Origin of the sequence: Microbacterium suaedae, from assembly GCF_003254645.1 — a bacterium.
Taxonomy (GTDB): domain Bacteria; phylum Actinomycetota; class Actinomycetes; order Actinomycetales; family Microbacteriaceae; genus Microbacterium; species Microbacterium suaedae.
Window position 1 is genome coordinate 384,401 of the sequence record NZ_PNFD01000001.1, and the last position, 18,095, is coordinate 402,495.

Annotated in this window: 17 protein-coding genes; 4 read left to right on the forward strand and 13 right to left on the reverse strand. The window is 67.6% G+C overall.

What is annotated here, in order from left to right; translation table 11 throughout:
* Window positions 1-21: 21 nt before the first annotated feature.
* Window positions 22-1,089, forward strand: coding sequence for a glycosyltransferase (locus tag C0012_RS01685; protein ID WP_110588492.1), 1,068 nt, complete (start codon window positions 22-24; stop codon window positions 1,087-1,089).
* Between the two features lie 73 nt (window positions 1,090-1,162).
* On the opposite strand, the gene C0012_RS01690 is transcribed toward C0012_RS01685, so the two are convergent.
* Complete coding sequence (locus C0012_RS01690; RefSeq protein WP_110588491.1) at window positions 1,163-2,899, reverse strand: glycosyltransferase family 2 protein; 1,737 nt, start codon at window positions 2,897-2,899, stop codon at window positions 1,163-1,165.
* A gap of 94 nt (window positions 2,900-2,993) precedes the next feature.
* Between C0012_RS01690 and C0012_RS01695 the strand changes: the two genes are divergently transcribed.
* A complete protein-coding gene (locus C0012_RS01695) occupies window positions 2,994-4,295 on the forward strand; it encodes a UDP-glucose dehydrogenase family protein (RefSeq protein WP_110588490.1) in 1,302 nt (433 codons plus the stop codon).
* Window positions 4,295-5,209, forward strand: coding sequence for a glycosyltransferase family 2 protein (locus tag C0012_RS01700; protein ID WP_162621801.1), 915 nt, complete (start codon window positions 4,295-4,297; stop codon window positions 5,207-5,209). Before C0012_RS01695 ends, C0012_RS01700 begins: the two co-directional genes overlap by 1 nt.
* A 16-nt stretch (window positions 5,210-5,225) precedes the next feature.
* On the opposite strand, the gene C0012_RS01705 is transcribed toward C0012_RS01700, so the two are convergent.
* The 7 genes from C0012_RS01705 to C0012_RS01735 form a co-directional block, all read right to left on the reverse strand.
* Window positions 5,226-5,987 carry an ABC transporter ATP-binding protein gene (locus tag C0012_RS01705; protein ID WP_110588488.1) on the reverse strand — a complete coding sequence of 254 codons (762 nt, stop codon included), beginning with the start codon at window positions 5,985-5,987 and terminating at the stop codon, window positions 5,226-5,228.
* On the reverse strand, window positions 5,987-6,865 hold the full coding sequence (locus tag C0012_RS01710; protein WP_232527737.1) for an ABC transporter permease: 879 nt from the start codon (window positions 6,863-6,865) through the stop codon (window positions 5,987-5,989). Before C0012_RS01710 ends, C0012_RS01705 begins: the two co-directional genes overlap by 1 nt.
* An 88-nt stretch (window positions 6,866-6,953) precedes the next feature.
* On the reverse strand, window positions 6,954-8,384 hold the full coding sequence (locus tag C0012_RS01715) for an LCP family protein (RefSeq protein WP_232527738.1): 1,431 nt from the start codon (window positions 8,382-8,384) through the stop codon (window positions 6,954-6,956).
* Window positions 8,381-8,851 carry a 5-(carboxyamino)imidazole ribonucleotide mutase gene (purE, locus tag C0012_RS01720; protein ID WP_110588819.1) on the reverse strand — a complete coding sequence of 157 codons (471 nt, stop codon included), beginning with the start codon at window positions 8,849-8,851 and terminating at the stop codon, window positions 8,381-8,383. The genes C0012_RS01715 and purE overlap by 4 nt, the downstream gene beginning before the upstream one ends.
* Window positions 8,852-8,945: 94 nt before the next feature.
* Window positions 8,946-10,067, reverse strand: coding sequence for a 5-(carboxyamino)imidazole ribonucleotide synthase (locus C0012_RS01725; protein ID WP_110588486.1), 1,122 nt, complete (start codon window positions 10,065-10,067; stop codon window positions 8,946-8,948).
* A gap of 12 nt (window positions 10,068-10,079) precedes the next feature.
* Window positions 10,080-10,616, reverse strand: a complete 537-nt coding sequence (locus C0012_RS01730) for a PH domain-containing protein (RefSeq protein WP_110588485.1) — start codon at window positions 10,614-10,616, stop codon at window positions 10,080-10,082.
* 143 nt (window positions 10,617-10,759) lie between these two features.
* A complete protein-coding gene (locus C0012_RS01735; protein WP_110588484.1) occupies window positions 10,760-11,500 on the reverse strand; it encodes a biotin--[acetyl-CoA-carboxylase] ligase in 741 nt (246 codons plus the stop codon).
* A 315-nt stretch (window positions 11,501-11,815) separates the two neighbouring features.
* Here C0012_RS01735 and C0012_RS01740 point away from each other — a divergent pair, with 315 nt between their 5' ends.
* Window positions 11,816-12,655, forward strand: a complete 840-nt coding sequence (locus C0012_RS01740; protein ID WP_162621800.1) for an endonuclease domain-containing protein — start codon at window positions 11,816-11,818, stop codon at window positions 12,653-12,655.
* 391 nt (window positions 12,656-13,046) lie between these two features.
* Here C0012_RS01740 and C0012_RS01745 read toward each other — a convergent pair whose 3' ends face one another.
* The 5 genes from C0012_RS01745 to C0012_RS01765 all read right to left on the reverse strand — a co-directional run bounded on the left by C0012_RS01745 (window position 13,047) and on the right by C0012_RS01765 (window position 18,089).
* The gene (locus C0012_RS01745; protein ID WP_110588482.1) at window positions 13,047-13,253 is read right to left on the reverse strand and encodes an acyl-CoA carboxylase subunit epsilon; all 207 of its coding nucleotides are present in this window, start codon (window positions 13,251-13,253) and stop codon (window positions 13,047-13,049) included.
* 7 nt (window positions 13,254-13,260) lie between these two features.
* On the reverse strand, window positions 13,261-14,892 hold the full coding sequence (locus C0012_RS01750; protein WP_110588481.1) for an acyl-CoA carboxylase subunit beta: 1,632 nt from the start codon (window positions 14,890-14,892) through the stop codon (window positions 13,261-13,263).
* 245 nt (window positions 14,893-15,137) lie between these two features.
* Complete coding sequence (locus tag C0012_RS01755; protein ID WP_110588480.1) at window positions 15,138-16,154, reverse strand: hypothetical protein; 1,017 nt, start codon at window positions 16,152-16,154, stop codon at window positions 15,138-15,140.
* Window positions 16,151-17,419: a sensor histidine kinase gene (locus C0012_RS01760; RefSeq protein WP_110588479.1), complete on the reverse strand. Its 1,269-nt coding sequence runs from the start codon at window positions 17,417-17,419 to the stop codon at window positions 16,151-16,153. Before C0012_RS01760 ends, C0012_RS01755 begins: the two co-directional genes overlap by 4 nt.
* Entirely contained in the window at window positions 17,409-18,089 is a 681-nt protein-coding gene (locus tag C0012_RS01765; RefSeq protein ID WP_110588478.1) for a response regulator transcription factor, read from the reverse strand. Before C0012_RS01765 ends, C0012_RS01760 begins: the two co-directional genes overlap by 11 nt.
* Window positions 18,090-18,095 lie beyond the last annotated feature (6 nt).

Sequence of the window (18,095 nt, forward strand, 5' to 3'; positions counted from 1 at the left end):
GACGACGAATACCATCAGGGGATGCGATCCGGCCCCCGCGTACTCGTCTTCCCCGCGTATCTGAACAACGCCTTCCTCAATCTGCTGCAGCTGTCCGCTGCGGCTGACGGTTTCCGCGTCGACCCGGCCCGAACGTATGACGAGCTCATGTCAGAGGCGACGAGTCTCGGATCGGGCGACGTCCTGCACCTGCACTGGACGACGCCGATCGTCCAACAGGCGCAGTCCGAACGCGATGCGCACCGCCGAGTGCAGCGCATTGCTACGTTGTTCGCCCGCCTGCACAACCGCGGTGCGAAGATCGTCTGGACGGTGCACAATCGGCTTCCTCATGAGGTCACCTTCCACGACCTCGAGGTGAAGCTCATGCGCCTCATCGGCGAACATGCCGACGCTGTTCACATCATGGCGCCGCATACCCCCGACGCCATCGCCGACGTGGTCCGGGTCGATCAGCAGAAGATTCGGCAGATTCCCCATCCGAGCTACGAAGGCGTCTACGACACCTCCGTCTCTCGCGCGGAGGCCCGTGAGTCTTTCGGAATTCGAGACACCGACACGTCGGTGCTGTTCCTCGGACAGATCCGCCCCTACAAGGGCGTCGACGCTCTCGCTGCGGCCGCATCGGCCGCGAATGCGTCACGGTCGGACGACCTCGTGCTCATGCTTGCGGGTGCCGTCAAGGAGATGCCGCGGATCGAGTTCGAGGCCTCGCTCCCCCAGGATGTCCGGACCGTGACCCACCTCGACTTCGTCGACGATGCCGACATCGCCCGATGGTTCCGAGCGGCGGACGTCGCGTGCTTCCCGTACCGCGCGATCCTGAACTCCGGCAGCGTGCATCTCGCGGCGACGTTCCACGTCCCCGTGATCCTCCCGAAGGATCCGGGGCTCGTCGCGCAGTTCGGCGACCAGCGCTGGGTCGCGTTCTTCGACCCCGAGGATCCGGAGCGCTCCATCGCTGCGCTCCTCGCCAAGGATCCGTTCGCAGACGTCGAGGCGACCGATTTCGACACCTTCCTCGCCCCGATCGCGCCCTGGGACGTCTCCCGTCAGTACTCGGCGCTGCTCCAGCAGCTGACCTCCTGAAGTCGCGATCCACGAGTGCCGAAGGGCCGTTTCGCGAAATCAGAACGGCCACGAGGCACTCGCGAGCGAGATGTCACCGTCGGCGCAGGCGGGCAATCACGATGTGGAGGGCGCGACGCGCGGCACGCGGGATCCAATGCCGTCGCCGGCGCACGACCAGCACACCGTCGATCGCGTCGTAAAGGAAGGCATCACGCGGCGAGTACGGGGGTAGCTCGAGAGCGGCCTCGACGCCGAGCACCTTTCCGTCAGCTGTCACCACGACGGGCGTCAAGGGCCGGTGCATCGGCAGCCCCGTCGCCGGAAACGCCGAGGAGTAGGCCCGCGCTCCACCGCGGGACGTGGCCCATGTGACGCTCGCCGCCTCGACAAGCCGCATCTCGCCGGCATCGGCGCTCGCCTCGCCGTCGAGCAGTGCGGGACGCACGTCGCCGCTCTCGGCCGAGACGACGCCGTCGATCGCCAGCAGGTGCCCGCCCGCAACTGCTTCGACGCGCGCATCCGTCCGCGCACGCTCGGCGATGCGATCCTCGTCGCCGTCGGGCGATTGCCAGGCGTCAGCGGCGAAGAGCCGGGCACGAGGACCCAGCGCGTCCTCCGCCTCCATGAGAAGCGTTCGCCACGGCCCCGGATCTGCCGGGCGCGGCTGCGCGACCTGCCGGGCGAGACGTTCGACGAGCGCGTCGCGTTCGACATTCGAGAGCGGACGATGCTTCGGGATCGCCGCGAACAGCGCCCGCCACGTCCCGACGAGATCCGCGCGCCGCCCGGATTCGTCGTCGCCCTCCGGCGCCCCCGCCGCGACTCGCGCAACGGCGTGCGCCGCGGCGAAGTCGCCCGCAGCCGCGAGCTCCAGCGTCAATCTGCGGAGGGGCCCGACTTCCGGAGCGGGTGGCGGCGTGATCTCCAGGAGCTCCGTGAGATGTCGCGCAACGAGTGCGTCACCGTCGCCCGGCTCCCGCCACGCGAGAGCGTAGCGGGAGACCGCCACGAAGCCGTCGCGATCCCACACGAGGTTCGAATACACGCGATCCAGCTCGGCGCTCCGCCGCTCACGCACGATCCGGGCACACACGGTCTCCTGCGTGAGATAACTCACGAGCGACGTCGCGGCGCCCGCGCGCGCCGTCATGGAACCGGATCCGGGACGCTCGCGGTAGACGTACACGACGTCCTCCACGACGTCGATGGAGTCGGCCGCGACCAGCGCCGAGACCATCGGAACGATGTCGTTCGAGCGCGGCACGTCAGGAAACTGAATCCCGCTGTCACGCCAGAACCCGGTGCGGAACGCGCGGTTCCAGCACGGACGGCTGTAGAGCAGGGTGGGTGCGTCCTCGAGGGCGATACGCTGCGCGGCCCGGTCGAACGCGGGCATCGCCGCCGTCGGCCGCCACGTGTCGACAGCGCGGAACTTGATGTAGTCGCCGACCGCCATGTCAGACCCCGAAGCCTCGAGGCTGTCAACCAGAGCCGCGTAGGCACCGTCGGGGACCAGATCGTCGCCGTCGGCGAAGACGAGGTACTGCCCGCGCGCACGCTCCGCACCCGCGTTCCGCGCGGACCCTCCGCCCGGCGTCGGCGCCGACATCACCTCGACGCGCGCGTCTCGTTCGGCGTATGAGCGCGCCAGATCGAGCGTGCCGTCGGTCGAACGATCGTCGACGACGATGACCTCGAGACGATCGAGCTGGCGGAGCACTGAATCGAGCGTCTGGCGCAGCCATGGACCGACATCGTGAGTGGGGATGACAACCGTCAACAACGGTGCCGAGAGGTCCTCAGGATGGGGGCGCGCAGTTCCTCGCATATCTGCACCAGGATATGCGACAGCTCGTCGTGGCAGGATATGACGAGTGCCCAATCGCGGGTGAACGACCGGCTCAGATCAAGGAGAACTCCACATGCAGTTGAGCGTGATCGGTTGCGGCTATCTCGGTGCCGTGCACGCGGCCGCGATGGCGTCCCTCGGCCACCAGGTGGTCGGACTCGACGTCGACGAAGGGAAGATCGCAAAGCTCTCCGCTGGCGAGCCGCCGTTCCACGAGCCCGGATTCGAGGACATCCTGAAGGCCGGCCTCGCCTCGGGCAATCTCACCTTCTCGACCGACTACGCCGACGTCGCCTCCGCAGACGTGCACTTCATCGGTGTCGGGACGCCTCAGCGTCGCGACGGCGGTGGCGCCGACCTCACCTACGTGGACTCGGCGATCCAGGGCCTCCTTCCGCATCTCAAGGAGGGGGCGCTCATCGCGGGCAAGTCGACCGTTCCGGTCGGCACCGCCGCACGACTGGCCGAGATCGTCCGCCCCCGCGGCGCGCATCTGATGTGGAACCCTGAGTTCCTCCGCGAGGGCTTCGCCGTCAAGGACACCGTCGACCCCGACCGCCTCGTGTACGGCGTGTCCCCCGAGACCGGCGACACTGATGTCGCGACCCTCGACGCCGTCTACGCTTCGATCCTCGAGCGCGACACGCCCCGGCTCGTCACCGACTACGCCACCGCGGAGCTCGTGAAGGTCGCCGCCAACTCCTTCCTTGCGACGAAGATCAGCTTCATCAACGCGATGGCCGAGATCGCCGAGGTCACGGGCGCCGACGTCACGCAGCTGGCCGACGCGATCGGCCATGACGTCCGCATCGGACGCAAGTTCCTCAATGCGGGCGTCGGCTTCGGCGGAGGATGCCTCCCCAAGGACATTCGAGCGTTCACGGCGCGCGCCGAGGAGCTCGGGCGAGGCGAGTCGGTCGGCTTCCTCAAGCAGGTCGACGAGATCAACCTTCGTCGCCGCCAGCGCGTCGTCGACCTCGTCGTCGACGCGTTCGGTGGACAGCCATTCGGCCACCGCGTGGCCGTCCTCGGCCTCGCCTTCAAGCCCGACAGCGACGACATCCGCGACTCCCCGGCCCTCGACGTCGCAGTGCGCCTCAAAGGCCTGGGCGCTGAGGTCGTCTCGTACGATCCTCAGGCGATGGAGACGGCGCGTCGCGCCCATCCTCAACTTGACTACGCCGCGTCGCTCGACGATGCCCTGGACGGCGCCGAGGCCGTCGTCGTCGTGACGGAGTGGAAGCAGTTCAAGGCCCTCGACCCGGTCGCCACGGCTCAGAAGGTCGCGCGCCCCGTCGTCTTCGACGGCCGGAACATCCTCGATCCCGAGGCCTGGCGCGCCGCCGGATGGGAGTACACGGGCATGGGACGCTAATGACGCTCGAGCCGCGGGTCGCGATCGTCGTCCGCACAAAGGACCGGCCACGTTTCCTTGACCGCGCACTCCGCAGCATCACGGCGCAGACGTTCGCCGATTGGGAGTGCGTGATCGTCAATGACGGCGGTGATCCGGCTGCGGTCGACGATGTGGTCGCTCAGGTTCCTGAAGAGCACCGCGTGAAGGTACGCTCCCTGCACCGCCAAGAGTCGCACGGACGCTGGGCGAGCGCGAACGCCGGAGTCCTCACGACGACCGCACCGTATCTCGTGCTGCACGACGACGACGATTCGTGGCACCCGGAGTTCCTCGAACGTGCCGTTCGCTACCTCGCTGCGGAGCGCAACGCCAACCGCGGCGGTGTCGTGTCGAAGATCGAGATCGTGTGGGAGCGCTCGGACGGCGACGGCGCATACGTCGAACTTGGCCGAGAGATCTTCCAGCAGCAGCTCACGATGCCGACCCTCGGCGATGAGCTGCTGTTCAATCGCTTCGTGCCGATCGGTTTCGTCTATCGCCGGACGCTGCACGATGAACTCGGGCTGTACGACGAGACTCTCCCCGTCGTCGGCGACTGGAACTTCGCACTGGACGTGCTCACGCGTGGCCCGCTCGAGTATCTCGACGACTCGACGCCCTATGCCTACTGGCATCAGCGCCCCGGACAATCCGGGACCGACGGCAACAGCGTCATCTCAAGCGATCGACAGCACCGGCACGTCGACGCACAGATCCGCGATGAGGCCCTGCGCTCCTACATTCGCGAGAACGGTCCAGGACTCGCCCTCTACCTGACGAAGTACCTCGATCAACGCCTCGCTGAAATGGAGGATCGACTGCGCGGCGAGATCGAGCGGTACAGCTTCCCCGAGCGCGCGCTCCGCGTTCTCAAACGCACGTTCGGCCGCTGAGGCGCCTCGCCTCGTATCAGTGCGGCGTCGTCTGAATGACGCGCACGGCCTCCTCGATGTCGCCGTCGAACAGCACCTCGTGCTCGTGGATCACGATGCCGCGGCGGCACAGGCGACGTACCGTACTCATGTCGTGACTCACGACGAGCATCGTCACGCCCTTCTTCGTAAGCTCCTCAAGCTTCTCGTTGCACTTCTTACGGAAAGGTGCATCACCGACCGACAGCACCTCGTCGACGAGCAGCACATCGAGATCGACGTGGATCGCAACGGAGAACGCCAGACGCATGAACATGCCCGACGAATAGTGCTTGACCTCTTGATCGATGAAGTCGCCGATCTCGCTGAACGCGACGATGTCGTCGAACCGCGCCTCGGTCTCCTTCTTCGTCATGCCGAGGATCGCGGCATTCAGGAACACGTTCTCCCGCCCCGAGAGGTCCGGGTGGAAACCCGCCCCCACCTCGATGAGGCCAGCGACCCGACCACGAGTGAAAACTCGGCCCTCGTCCGGCCGCATGACACCCGACACGAGCTTCAGCGTCGTCGACTTTCCGGAGCCGTTGAAGCCCAGGACAGCGACCGACTCCCCTTCACCCACCTGGAAGCTGACGTTCTTGAGAGCCGTGAAATGGTCGGCCCGCACTTTCTTGCCTTTGAAGGTGCTGACGAACGCTTCCTTGAACGAATGCGTGTTTCGTTTGAGGAACGTCTTCGTGACGCCGTCGATGATGATCGACGGTCTCGCGGTTGTGATCTGCTCGATTGTTCCAGTCATCAGAGGTCCTGTGCGAATGTGCGTTCGAAGCGGCGGAAGACGAGCTGCCCGACGATGAGGAAGACGAGCGTGAGGCCCGCGGAGATCGCCATATACGCACCGAAGTGGGGCGGGAACCCGTGCCAATCGTCTCCAGTGACAGTCGAGCGCCAGAACGAGAAATGAAACATCTCGACCGCGATCGTGATCGGGTTGCTCATGTAGACGTGGAAGATCCAGTCGGGAACCCAGGACGGAGTCTTATCCCGCACGAGCTCCCACGTGTACAGCACAGGGGATGCCCACGTCGCAAGCTGCCGCAGGACATCGACGAAGTTCTGCGAGTCGCGGAACCGCACGTTGAGGCCGGCAAAGAAGAGCCCGAGCCCGAGCGAGACCATGCCGACGTATGCCAGCGCGACGAGCATCGCGCCGACGCCTGCAAAGGAGGGAATCCACCCGTAGATGAGCGCGACGACGACGAGGATCGCGAGCTGCGGAAGGAAGTGGATGAACGCCCCGATGATCGCCGAGATCGGGAAGAGCTCGCGCGGCAGGTAGATCTTCTGGACGAGTGCCTTGTTGTCGACGACCGCGGTCGTCGCATTCCCGAACGCCTCATTGAAGAACGACACCGTGATGAACCCCGCAAAGAGATACAGCGGGAAGTTCTCGACGCCGCGATCCATCCCGAAGATGAACCCCATCACAGCGAAGTAGATGAAGAACTGGATCAACGGCTTGACGTACGACCACGTCCATCCGAGAGCCGAGTTGCGATAGCGCGTCGACGTCCCCTTGCGCACGAGCACCGACAGCAGATACCGCCAACGCACCACGTCGGCGAGACCGCGCCCGCGGCCCGGAACGTCGTAGTCTGACAGATCGATCGCCGTCACAGCCCCGCGCCTCGCAGAAGTCGTCCGCAGAAAGTCACACTGGATCCTATCGCCCGGCGGCGAACGTTCCTGGGAACCGCAGACGTATTCACTCGCCCTCCTCTTCCGCGGGGTGCAGCGCCTCGTCGATCATCGACCGGATCGCCGCGACGTCGGGCCACTCCTGGTCGACGCCGCTGTCCGGATTCAGCTCGATCGAGGTCATCTCCTGCTCCCGTGCGAGAACCGCGAGGTCGACGAACGTCGACACAAGCCCCTGCGGCACATCGGTGCGGATCACGTCGGATCCCGCCGAGGCGACCTCCTGGAAGCGGTTGAGCACGTTCTGCGGGGTCATCTGGCTGATGACCGCTTCCTGCAGCTCGCGCTGACGCTGCATGCGGTCCCAGTCGCTCGTCGTGTAGCGCGACCGGGCGTACCAGAGCGCGGTCTCGCCGTTCATGCGCTGCGCACCCTCTTCGATCCAACCCGTCGCCCACTCCGACGCGGGCTGGCCCTCGTACGACGGCCCCGGGCCCTCCGGCAGGCGCTCCGTGACCGTGATGTCGACGCCGCCCAGCGCGTCGATGAGCGCCTCGAAGCCCTGCATGTCGATCGAGATGAAGTACGAGATCTCGATGCCCATGAGGCCCTCCGCGGCGTCCTTCGTCGCCTCGATCGCCGGCTCGGATCCATGCCTCGCCGCATCGGGATACAGATTCTCGCCGCCATCCTCCCGACAGAACGCCACGGCGTTCGTCAGCTGGTTGATGCCGCTGCCCCAGCCGCAGGCCGGATCGGCGTGGCCTTCGAAGTAGTTCGGGTAGAGCTCCCGCATCGGGCTGCCGTCGCTGAACGGGAAGTGCTGCAGATCACGCGGGATGCCGGTGATCGTCACGGCCCCCGTCTCAGCGTTCACGGAGACCACCGAAATGCTGTCGAAGCGCACCGAATCGCGACCTTCGCCGGAGTCAGCACCGAGCAGCAGCACGTTGTAGTAGCCGTCGCTCGGGGCCACGACCGGTGCGGAGCTGCTGAAGATCGAGCCGATTCCACCGGCCGCCGCGAACAGACGCGGGGCGGCGAATGCGCCCGTCGCGCCCTGTACGACAGCGAGGGCGATCGCAAGAAGCGCGATGAGGAATCGCTGCGGGGCGCGGGTCTTCACGAGCCGCACAATCCGCAGCGTATCGATCGAGAGGATCAACCACAGCACCGCATAGAGGACGACGACCGCCGCGAGGGCGAAGAGCGTGATCGGGTGCAGCAGGATCGTCGTCAGGCCAGAACGCCACAGCAGGGCACCAAGGGCCGCGAGGATGACGAGCGTCCACATCACGAGGGTGGATCCCAGCCCCAGCTTGCCGAGCCGGCGATTGCCCGCGAGCGACTGCGCGGATCCCGGGATCAGGAAGTTCATCACGACGAGCCACCAGCCGCGCCGCGTCATCATCTTCGCGTCGGCGAGATCGGGCCGGCGCAGAGGCGTGGCGTTGATGAGGGGCTCTCGCACCGCCATGCGATCGGCGGCGAGCGTCACGACAGCGAGTCCTTGAGGCGCCGGTTCTTCTCCTCGACCTGCGCCTCGAGCTCACGAGCGTATGCCTCGACGCGATCGGCGACGGCTGCGTCGCCCGCGCCGATGATGCGTGCGGCCAGGAGCCCTGCGTTCTTCGCCCCGTTGATGGACACCGTCGCCACCGGGATCCCCGCCGGCATCTGCACGATCGACAGGAGCGAGTCGAGCCCGTCGAGCGTCTTCAGCTGCACCGGGACGCCGACGACCGGCACGGAGGTGAGCGAGGCGAGCATGCCCGGCAGGTGCGCTGCACCGCCCGCGCCCGCGATGATCGTCTTCAGCCCGCGACCGCGTGCCTCACGTCCGTAGCTCATGAGCTTGTCGGGCGTGCGGTGCGCCGAGACGACCTCGACTTCGTGGGCGATGCCGAAATCCGTCAGAGCGGTCGATGCGTCCTGCATGACGCGCCAGTCGGAATCGGAGCCCATGACGACGCCGACGAGGGGGGTATCAGTCGAGGGGAGCACCATGACAGAGTAGGCGACGCGCTTGTGATCGACTGAGAACGGCGCGCGGCGCGCGTCACTCGAAGTGCGCAGCCGCCGATCGCGCGACGTACGCCGCGTCGTCGATGTCGTCGCTCACGACGTTGACGTGACCGACCTTGCGGCCCGGGCGCGAAGCCTTCCCATAGGTGTGGATCTTCGCCTCGGGGTGCGCGCGCATCACCGCCGAGAAGCGCTCGTCGATCGAGGCGCCCTGCGGGCCTCCGAGGATGTTGATCATGCACGTCGCCTCGGCCAGCGGCTCTGCGGATCCGAGCGGCAGGTCGAGGACCGCACGCAGGTGCTGCTCGAACTGGCTCGTGACGGCGCCATCCTGCGTCCAGTGCCCGCTGTTGTGCGGGCGCATCGCGAGCTCGTTGACGAGCAGCCGCTCGTCCGAGGTCTCGAACAGCTCGACCGCAAGCATGCCCGTGACGCCGAGCCCCGCTGCGATCTCGGTGCCGATTCGCGCCGCGACCTCGACCGTCCGCTCGCTCGCCTGCGGTGCGGGCGCGAAGACCTCCGCACACACACCGTCCTTCTGCACCGTTTCGACGACGGGATACGGCGCCATTCCGCCGCTCGGGCGCCGCGCGACCTGCTGCGCGAGCTCTCGGCGGAAGTCGACCAGCTCCTCGACGAGGATCGGCTCCCCCGCGAAGGCCTCGAACCAGTCGTCTGCTTCGCTCGCCTCCCTCACCACGCGTACGCCCTTGCCGTCGTAGCCCCCGCGCGGCGTCTTCACGACGGCACGACCGCCATGATCGTCCAGGAAGGCCTGCAGCGCGGCCCGTTCCGAAACCGCGGCCCAATCGGGCTGAGGCGCCCCGATCTCGGCCAGCTTCGCGCGCATGACGAGCTTGTCCTGCGCGAACTGCAGCGCGTCGGGGCCGGGCTGCACGGCGACGCCGTCGTCGACGAGGGCGCGAAGCACATCCTGCGGAACGTGCTCATGATCGAAGGTGATGACGTCGACGTCGCGCGCGAACGCCCGCACCGTCTCAACATCGCGATAGTCGCCGGTCGCGGTCGCCGCGAGCCCCGCCGACATCCCATCCTGCTCTGCGAGAACCCGGATCTCGATCCCGAGCTCCACCGCAGGAGCGATCATCATCCGGGCGAGCTGCCCACCACCGATCACGCCGACACGCTTCGTCATGCGTCTATCTTCTCAGTTCCGCGGATCGCGCTCATCCTCGTGATCGAGGTATGGATCGGCAGCTTCCTGCTGAGCCGCGCGATGGGCGAGGATCTGGCAGATCTCGATCTGGTCGGTGAGCGTCTCCCGCACGAGCTTCGGGTTGTGAACGTTGCGCAGCTCGAGCTCGGTCCCGCCCGAGGTGAGCCGCAGGGTCCCCGTGCCGAACATGCTCTGCATCGGGCCGCGGACGAGCTCGATACCGTAGCCCGTTGCGTGCAGGAGCTCGTGGCGGCGGCGGATCACGAGGCCGCGCGAGACGATGATCCGCCGGGTCGTCACGACGTAGGCCCCCGAAGCCCAGCGCCACCACGGAACGACCACGAGGAGCAGCACCACCGCTCCTGCCGCGGCGAGAAGCATCCAGTCTTCGAACGGGGCCGGCAGATTCGAGTACAGGTACCCCGTCGCGCCCGAGACGGCGATCAGCACGAGCGCCGACCATCCGAGCGCGGCCGCGCTGCGTCGGAACGTCGCGATGCGCAGCTCCTGCTGTTCGGGATCGGTCATGGATCCATTCTCGCGCGGGTCGGGCCATCCGAGCGACAGCGCCCCACGAGGGCCGTGAATCGCGGCCAGCGTGTGCACGCACCGGGGCCGATGCACGAGGCCGCTCGCCGTGAGCGCGCGATCTCTCCCTGTCCCGAGTCGACTCACGCCGGGCGCAGGTGCACGACGTCGGCCGCGGCGAGAGCGTGGCGAGTGTCCGCCTCGATCACGAGACGTCCGTCCTCGTCGAGGTCGACAGCCGTCCCGACAAGCGTGACGCCGCCCGGAAGATGAGCCGTCACCGCCCGCCCGATCGTGACGCAGGCGTCGCGCACGACCTCGTGCACGGATCCGCCTTCCAGCTGTGCGACGAGCTCACCGAGGCGCCGCAGGTACTCGGCGAGAAGGCGATCCTCGTCGACGTCCACCCCCTCGATCGCGAAGGACGTCGCCGTGTCGACAGGACGCTGCGACGCGGTCATCCGCGTGTTGACGCCGCTGCCGACGATGACGGTGTCGGCGTCCGCGACCTCCGCGAGGATCCCACATAGCTTGCGCTCCCCCGCGAGCACGTCGTTCGGCCACTTCACCCCGACGCGACCCGAAAGCTGCGCGCCCGCTGCATCCGCCATCGCGACACCCGCGACGAGCGGGATCCACCCGCGCCGCTCAGCAGGAATCCGCCCCACGCGGAGCACGACCGACACAGCGAGCGCGGTACCGGCGGGCGTCGTCCACTGACGATCGAGTCGCCCGCGCCCGCCCCGCTGATCGCGCGTGAGCAGCACCCCGAGGTGCGGCCAGCTCTCGCCCGCCCGAATCCGATCGACGAGGTCGGCGTTGGTGGATCCGGTGTGCGCGACCTCGACGACGCGGGGCGACACTTCCTCGGCGAAAGACCACATGGCGTCGAGCCTACGGGGCAGCGTCTCGAGGTACTGAGAACCACCCGAGGTACTGACGGAATCAGTGGATCCGCCAGTACCTCGGCGCGAAGTCAGCATCTCGGCTCGCGCCACCGACAGGAACCCGCCACGCGGCCTCCCACACGTCCGGTCGCCGAACGCCTCGAAGACCGGGAGGCAGCGCGCTCACAATCACCGATTTCGGCCCGTTGTCCACAACGCCCCCTCTCGCCGCCGAGCGGGCGTGCCGCGGACTCGGCATGCTGTGTCCGAGACGAGGCCCACCTCGATTCGGGATCAGAACGGAGCATGCGCATGACCCTGTCACGACTCCTCCGCGCGCACGGTGGGTGGTACCACCGCGGAGCGCTCCTTGACGAGGGGTGGACGCCACGCCGCCTCCTCGAGGCGCGACGCGACGAGGGCATCGACCTGCTGCGACGAACATGGCTCGTGCTCCCCAATGCCCCCGAGGACGTGCGTGAGGCCGCACGGATCGGTGGGGTCGTCACGAGCGTGAGCGCACTCGATCGGTACCGACTGTGGGTGCCGCCTGAGATGGCGAAGGACTCGATCCTGCACATCGCCGTGCGCCCAGACGCGCACGTGCGGCCGGGCCACAACACGCTCTGCTATCGAGCGAGGCCGATCGTGGGTCGTTCGCCACGCGACCTCATCGACCGGATCGAGAACGTGCTCGCGGGCGTCGCGGCGCGGCTCCCCGCAGCGCAGGCGTTCGCAGTGTGGGAATCGGCAGTGAAGCGCGAGCTCATGACACCAGAGGAAGTCCTCACCCTCCCCTGGCGCTCGTCCGCTGCGAAGGCCCTCGCCGCGGAGATCAGCGCGCTGTCCGACTCCGGCGTCGAGTCGACGTTCGTCCGGAACTGCCGGCGCGCGGGGATCCCCGTCGTACAGCAGGTGCGGATCGCAGGAAAGCCCGTCGACGCGCTCATCGGCAGGCGCCTCGTCGTGCAGCTTGACGGCTTCGCGTTCCACAGCGACGCGGCGCAGCGTCGCCGCGACATCGCGCACGATCGCCAGCTCGTCGCGATGGGATACACGGTCCTGCGCTACTCGTACCAGGACGTCATGTATCAGTGGCCGCGCATCGAACGCGAGCTCCGTGCCGCGATGGCTCGCGGCATGGCCGCGTAATACGCGACGAGGCCCGATCGATCCGCGGGCCTTCTCCGTCGTATCCGACCGAGAGCCCGGCTGCCGTGTCTCCATGGATCCGCTTCGACTCGCCGGCGACCGCGTGCGCAACACGCGAACTGGAGGCGGCAGGCTCCAGGCCGGGCACGTGCGCTGAGGGCCTGACAATGCCCCCAGATACTGACGGAATCTACGTTTCCGTCAGTACGTCACCGCGAACTCAGGCGCTCGGGACCGTGCACTCCGCGGGGAAGCTGGACGCCGCATCCCGGAGTGCTGGCACCGCTCCGCGCTGAGGATCTGACAACGCCCCCAGATGCTGACGGAATCAGTGGATCCGCCAGTACCTCGGTGCGAAGTCAGCATCTCGGCACGAATCCCGCGCCGTCACTCACCCCGTGAAGCGGCCCCAGGGCTGGCGGGAGTAGCGGCGCAGGCGGCGGGAGCGCGTCCACGCGTCGCGGGAGGGCCGTTCCTCGACCGTGGCGGTCTCGGCCTCCTGTGCGTAGTGCTCGGAGACGACCGCGATGACCGCCGCGAGCTCTTCCTCGGTCGGGTTGCCGCCCGTGACGCGGACGATGGGGGGATCGGCGTTCATCGCGACCTCACAGGGGGATGTTGCCGTGCTTCTTGGGAGGAAGCTCGGCGCGCTTCCGGCGCAGCGAACGCAGCGCCTTCGCGATCATGACACGGGTCTGCGCGGGCTCGATCACACCGTCGAGCTCGCCGCGCTCGGCCGCGAGGAACGGGCTGGCGACGTTGTAGGTGTACTCGTCGGCGAGCTTCGCCCGTACCGCAGCGACGTCCTCCCCCGCTTCCTCGGCCTTCTTGATCTCACCGCGGTAGAGGATGTTGACGGCGCCCTGCCCGCCCATGACGGCGATCTCAGCCGTCGGCCACGCGAGGTTCACATCGGCGCCGAGCTGCTTGGATCCCATGACGATGTACGCCCCGCCGTAGGCCTTGCGGAGGATGACGGTCACCAGCGGAACCGTCGCCTCCGCGTAGGCGTAGAGCAGCTTCGCCCCACGGCGGATGACGCCCGTCCACTCCTGGTCGGTGCCCGGAAGATAACCCGGCACGTCGACGAGCGTCACGATCGGAATCGAGAACGCGTCGCAGAAGCGCATGAACCGCGACGCCTTCTCGCCCGCGTCGATGTTGAGCGTTCCCGCCATCTGCTGCGGCTGGTTCGCGATGATGCCGACAGAGCGTCCCTCGACACGCCCGAAACCGACGACGATGTTCGGCGCGAACAGCGGCTGCACCTCGAGGAATTCGCCAGCGTCCACGATGCACGAGATCACCTCGTGGATGTCGTACGGCTGGTTCGGCGAGTCGGGAATGATGCCGTTGAGGCGCTGATCCAGATCGGTCGTCTCGAACTCGAAGTCCGACGCGTAGTCGGGCAGATCGGCCATGTTGTTGTCGGGCAGGTAGCTGAGCATGGAACGCGCGTAGTCGAGCGCGTCCTCTTCGTCGTCGGCGAGGTAGTGCGCGACGCCGGAGCGCGTGTTGTGCGTGTGCGCACCGCCCAGCTCCTCCATGCCGACGTCCTCGCCCGTGACCGTCTTGATCACATCAGGGCCGGTCACGAACATCTGACTGGTCTTGTCGACCATGATGACGAAGTCGGTGAGCGCGGGCGAGTACACCGCACCACCGGCCGCCGGCCCCATGACGATCGAGATCTGCGGGATCACGCCGGAAGCCTGCGTGTTGAGGCGGAAGATCTCGGCGTACTTGCCGAGGGCGAGCACGCCCTCCTGGATGCGCGCGCCTCCCGAATCGAGGATGCCGATGATCGGCATCCCTCCCTGCAGCGCGTACTTCATGACCTTGACGATCTTGTCTCCCGCGACCTCGCCGAGGGATCCGCCGAACGTCGAGAAGTCCTGCGAATACGCGGCGACGACACGGCCGTGGATCGTACCGACTCCCGTGACGACGGAATCGCCGTATGGTCGCGCGCGGTCCATTCCGAATGAGGTCGTGCGGTGACGCACGTACTCGTCGAGCTCGACGAAGCTGCCCGGATCCATGAGCTGTTCGATGCGCTCGCGCGCCGTCTGCTTGCCCTTGGCGTGCTGCTTCTCGAGTGCCTTCTTCTCGGGTTCGACGACGGCCTCGTTGTAGCGGTTGCGGAGATCCTGGATCTTGCCCGCAGTGGTCGACAGGTCAGGTTCGGTCACGCGTTCCACCCTAATCGCGCGGAACGCGACCCCCTTGGCGGACATACACAACGGATCTGATCTTCCCGTGTCGACCCCACACAGCCGGGCCCGGGAACTCCGCGGATTTGTCCCCCAAAATGCCGACTAACTGAACGCGACACGCACCGGCTAGTCTGTGTTCTGAGCGCATCGCGCTCGCCGTCTCCTCCGCTCCAGGGTAGGCGGAGAGACAGGCTCCACAGCGGACGGTTTTCGGGTAACCGCTCTGCGTTCACGGCCCGGGGCGGCTCAGCCGCCCCGGGCCTCTCTCATGCGGCAGCGCGTGGGATCTCGTGCCAGAGCTCGACCTCGTCGCCGGCTCCGCGTCCGACGACCGTCGCCGCGACGCCCGGGAGCCGCGCCGTGCGCACGATGATCTGCGGCGACCGCGCCTCGCGCAGCAGCTCTGCGAGTTCGCCGCGTACCCGCGTCAGCTCGCCCTCGGCAAGGTCATCGAGGTCGCCCTCATCGAGGAGAGTCACCGTCGAACCGGCGCGCCGCCGCTCGCGGATCGCGCCGCGCACGGCATCGTCGAGCAGCTTCGCGCCGCGCAGCTCATCCCGCAGCGTCGCCTCCGCCACGAGGGCCTCTTCCCGTTCCTCAGGTTCCAATCGTCCCTCGGTCTCGATCGCGCGCATGAGGATGGGCCCGGCCTCGGCGATCGCGAGCTGCACCCGCGAGCGCCGCTCCCGCCGCCGCGACTCCTGCGCCGCACGCCACGCAGCCGACTCATGCTGGATCACCGCGAGCCGGTCAGTGTCGCGGTGCGCACGATCGGTGAAGAGGACGACGAGCCACGCGACGAGCACCCAGAGCATCGAGCCGAGGATCCCGGCGACGAACGCCATCTCCACGCTCTGGAGCACGATCATGGTGCCGATGGCGAGCCCGAGAGTCCCGATCGCCGCGCAGAGCGGGCGCCGTCGTGCGCACACGATCGTGAGCACGACTCCACCCGCACCGATGAACCAGGTCGTGTGCGGGGCCCCCAGGGGCTCCTCGGGGATCGTTGCGGCGGTCACGAGAAAGGGAAGGCTCACGGCGGCCGCACTCACGAGGATCGCGGACCACCGCGGCATCCTGCCCGGCCCGGGGGTCGAGATGGTCGTATCGCGAGGGGGACCTGAGGGAACGAGAAGCGCCAACGCGACCGCCGCGAGGAAGACGATCACGGCGACGAGGAGGAGAGGTTGCGTCTCGTGGGGAACGGGATGGATCAGCGCGCGTGTCGCGAAATAGACCGCGAGAACCGACGTCAGAAGCGACAGCGCGACGCGGAGCCTCACTGCGAGTCCTCCTTGCCTTCGTAGCTCAGCGTGACGATCGTGCCCGCGGACGACGAATCGATCGCAGCCTGCCCTCCCACGGCCGCGACGCGCGCAAAGATGGAGGCGCGGATCCCGAGGCGGTCGATCGGAATGGCCGCGAGATCGAATCCGGGCCCCTCGTCGCGCACCGTGATGCGAATCCCTCGCTCAAGCGTCGCGATCTCGACTGCGAGCCCGATCCCGTCGGCATGTTCGATCGCGTTAGCGACAGCCTGCGTCGTCGCGAGAACGAGCGCCCGCGCAGCGCGAGCCGGGATCTCGACACTCGCGCCATGGGGCATCTCGACGTCGATGTCCGCACCGAGCTGGGCGACGGCCTCCCGCACCTCGTGTGTCACGCGCACAGCGCGGACGGGCTCGTTCGTGCCGACGACCATCTCGTCCTCCGCGTTCGCGAGGCGGCCAAGCGCGTCGCGCGCCATGGAGACGCCGAGCTCGCGCTCGCGTTGGCCCTCTGCGCGGGAGACGGCGATCAGCGCGGCGAGCACGCTGTCGTGCATGAGCGTCGCGACCTCGAGTCGCTCCCGCTCAGCCGATTCGATCGAGGTGGCCGATGTGTACGCAGACACCGCCTCGCTGCGTGCATCGTCGACCCCCGCGGCGATGCCGCGCAGCATCCAGGCGATGAGCACGAAAGCGAGGCCGAGCAGCAGGGCGATCGATACGTCGTAGAGCACGGGGATCCAGTACTCGGCCGCGCCGCGTCCGTGCAGGATCCGGCCGACAGCGAAAACGGTCGGGATCCCGATCGCCGATACCAGCTGCCACGGGAGCGGGAAGGCGACGATCGCCGCGATCGTCGCGAGAGAGAGAATGAAGTACGGCCACGGTTCGCGTTCGGGGGACACAGCATCAGCCGTCCCCACGACCCAGATGACGAGCGCGACGGGGAAGAGACAGGCGAACACGCCGCACGCCAGCCGCACGCCGCGCCCCACGAGACACGCGATGACCATGGCGCCCATCGACGCGAAGACCGCGAAGATGACGGGCGCCCACTCCCATCCGACCGTGCTGTCGCGCATCGTGAAGATCGCGGCCTGCACTCCCGACACGGACGTACCGATGGCAGCGATGATCTGGATCGCGCGCTCGATGAGGGCACCCGTGTAGCCGTGCGGAGCGTGCGGAGCATCCGGACGCCGGGAGATCTGTTCCCAGGCCCGGTCGATCGTCGCGGCTGCGCGTCGCGCGGACCGCTTCGCGTCGGCTTCAATCGGCATCGACGGTTCCCGCCTGGTCGACGCTCCCATCTTCGGACGGCGCCACGATTCCGTCCTCGATCGCGCGCCGCAGCAGATCGACCTTCGTCGGGGCGGGACGCCCGACTTCGACGTACTTCGCACGCACGCGGCGCAGGTTCTCGCGCGCCGTCGAGAAGGCGATGCCGAGCCGGTCGGCAACCGCCTTCATCGGCAGGCCCGCCGCGTACAACCGAAGCACGTCGCGCTCACGGCCCGAAAGCTGCGCACTCGCGAACTCGACATCGCTTTCGACTGCGCTCGCCCATTCGACGTTGTCGAGCGTCTCGCCGCTTGCGACCGTGCGTACAGACGCGACGACGTCGCCGAGCGGCGACGCCTTGCTGACGACGCCGACCGCGCCCGCGGCGAGCGCTTCGCGGACGATGGCGGGGCGATCGGCCACAGAGTGGATGATGACGTTCGACTCCCACGCGAGGCGCGAGACGTTCTCCGTGACGGTCGTGCCGTCGCCGAGAGTGAGGTCGAGGAGGACCACGTCGGCGGGGCGCTGCCCTCGGGAGCGACGGGCTCGCACGTACGCCATGACAGTCGCGCCGCTGAACATCACGACGAAGCCGTGGGCGTCGAGCGCAGAGTGCAACCCGAGCCGTACGGATTCGTGATCATCGATGAGGGCGACCGTGGTCATGCCCTC

Coding starts and splice junctions, on each gene's coding strand:
- C0012_RS01685 (WP_110588492.1), top strand. CDS start 22: ATGCGATCCGGCCCCCGCGTACTCGTCTTCCCCGCGTATCTGAACAAC.
- C0012_RS01690 (WP_110588491.1), bottom strand. CDS start 2,899: ATGCGAGGAACTGCGCGCCCCCATCCTGAGGACCTCTCGGCACCGTTG.
- C0012_RS01695 (WP_110588490.1), top strand. CDS start 2,994: ATGCAGTTGAGCGTGATCGGTTGCGGCTATCTCGGTGCCGTGCACGCG.
- C0012_RS01700 (WP_162621801.1), top strand. CDS start 4,295: ATGACGCTCGAGCCGCGGGTCGCGATCGTCGTCCGCACAAAGGACCGG.
- C0012_RS01705 (WP_110588488.1), bottom strand. CDS start 5,987: ATGACTGGAACAATCGAGCAGATCACAACCGCGAGACCGTCGATCATC.
- purE (WP_110588819.1), bottom strand. CDS start 8,851: ATGGGCTCCGATTCCGACTGGCGCGTCATGCAGGACGCATCGACCGCT.
- C0012_RS01725 (WP_110588486.1), bottom strand. CDS start 10,067: ATGACGAAGCGTGTCGGCGTGATCGGTGGTGGGCAGCTCGCCCGGATG.
- C0012_RS01730 (WP_110588485.1), bottom strand. CDS start 10,616: ATGACCGATCCCGAACAGCAGGAGCTGCGCATCGCGACGTTCCGACGC.
- C0012_RS01735 (WP_110588484.1), bottom strand. CDS start 11,500: ATGTGGTCTTTCGCCGAGGAAGTGTCGCCCCGCGTCGTCGAGGTCGCG.
- C0012_RS01740 (WP_162621800.1), top strand. CDS start 11,816: ATGACCCTGTCACGACTCCTCCGCGCGCACGGTGGGTGGTACCACCGC.
- C0012_RS01745 (WP_110588482.1), bottom strand. CDS start 13,253: ATGAACGCCGATCCCCCCATCGTCCGCGTCACGGGCGGCAACCCGACC.
- C0012_RS01750 (WP_110588481.1), bottom strand. CDS start 14,892: ATGTCCGCCAAGGGGGTCGCGTTCCGCGCGATTAGGGTGGAACGCGTG.
- C0012_RS01760 (WP_110588479.1), bottom strand. CDS start 17,419: ATGCCGATTGAAGCCGACGCGAAGCGGTCCGCGCGACGCGCAGCCGCG.
- C0012_RS01765 (WP_110588478.1), bottom strand. CDS start 18,089: ATGACCACGGTCGCCCTCATCGATGATCACGAATCCGTACGGCTCGGG.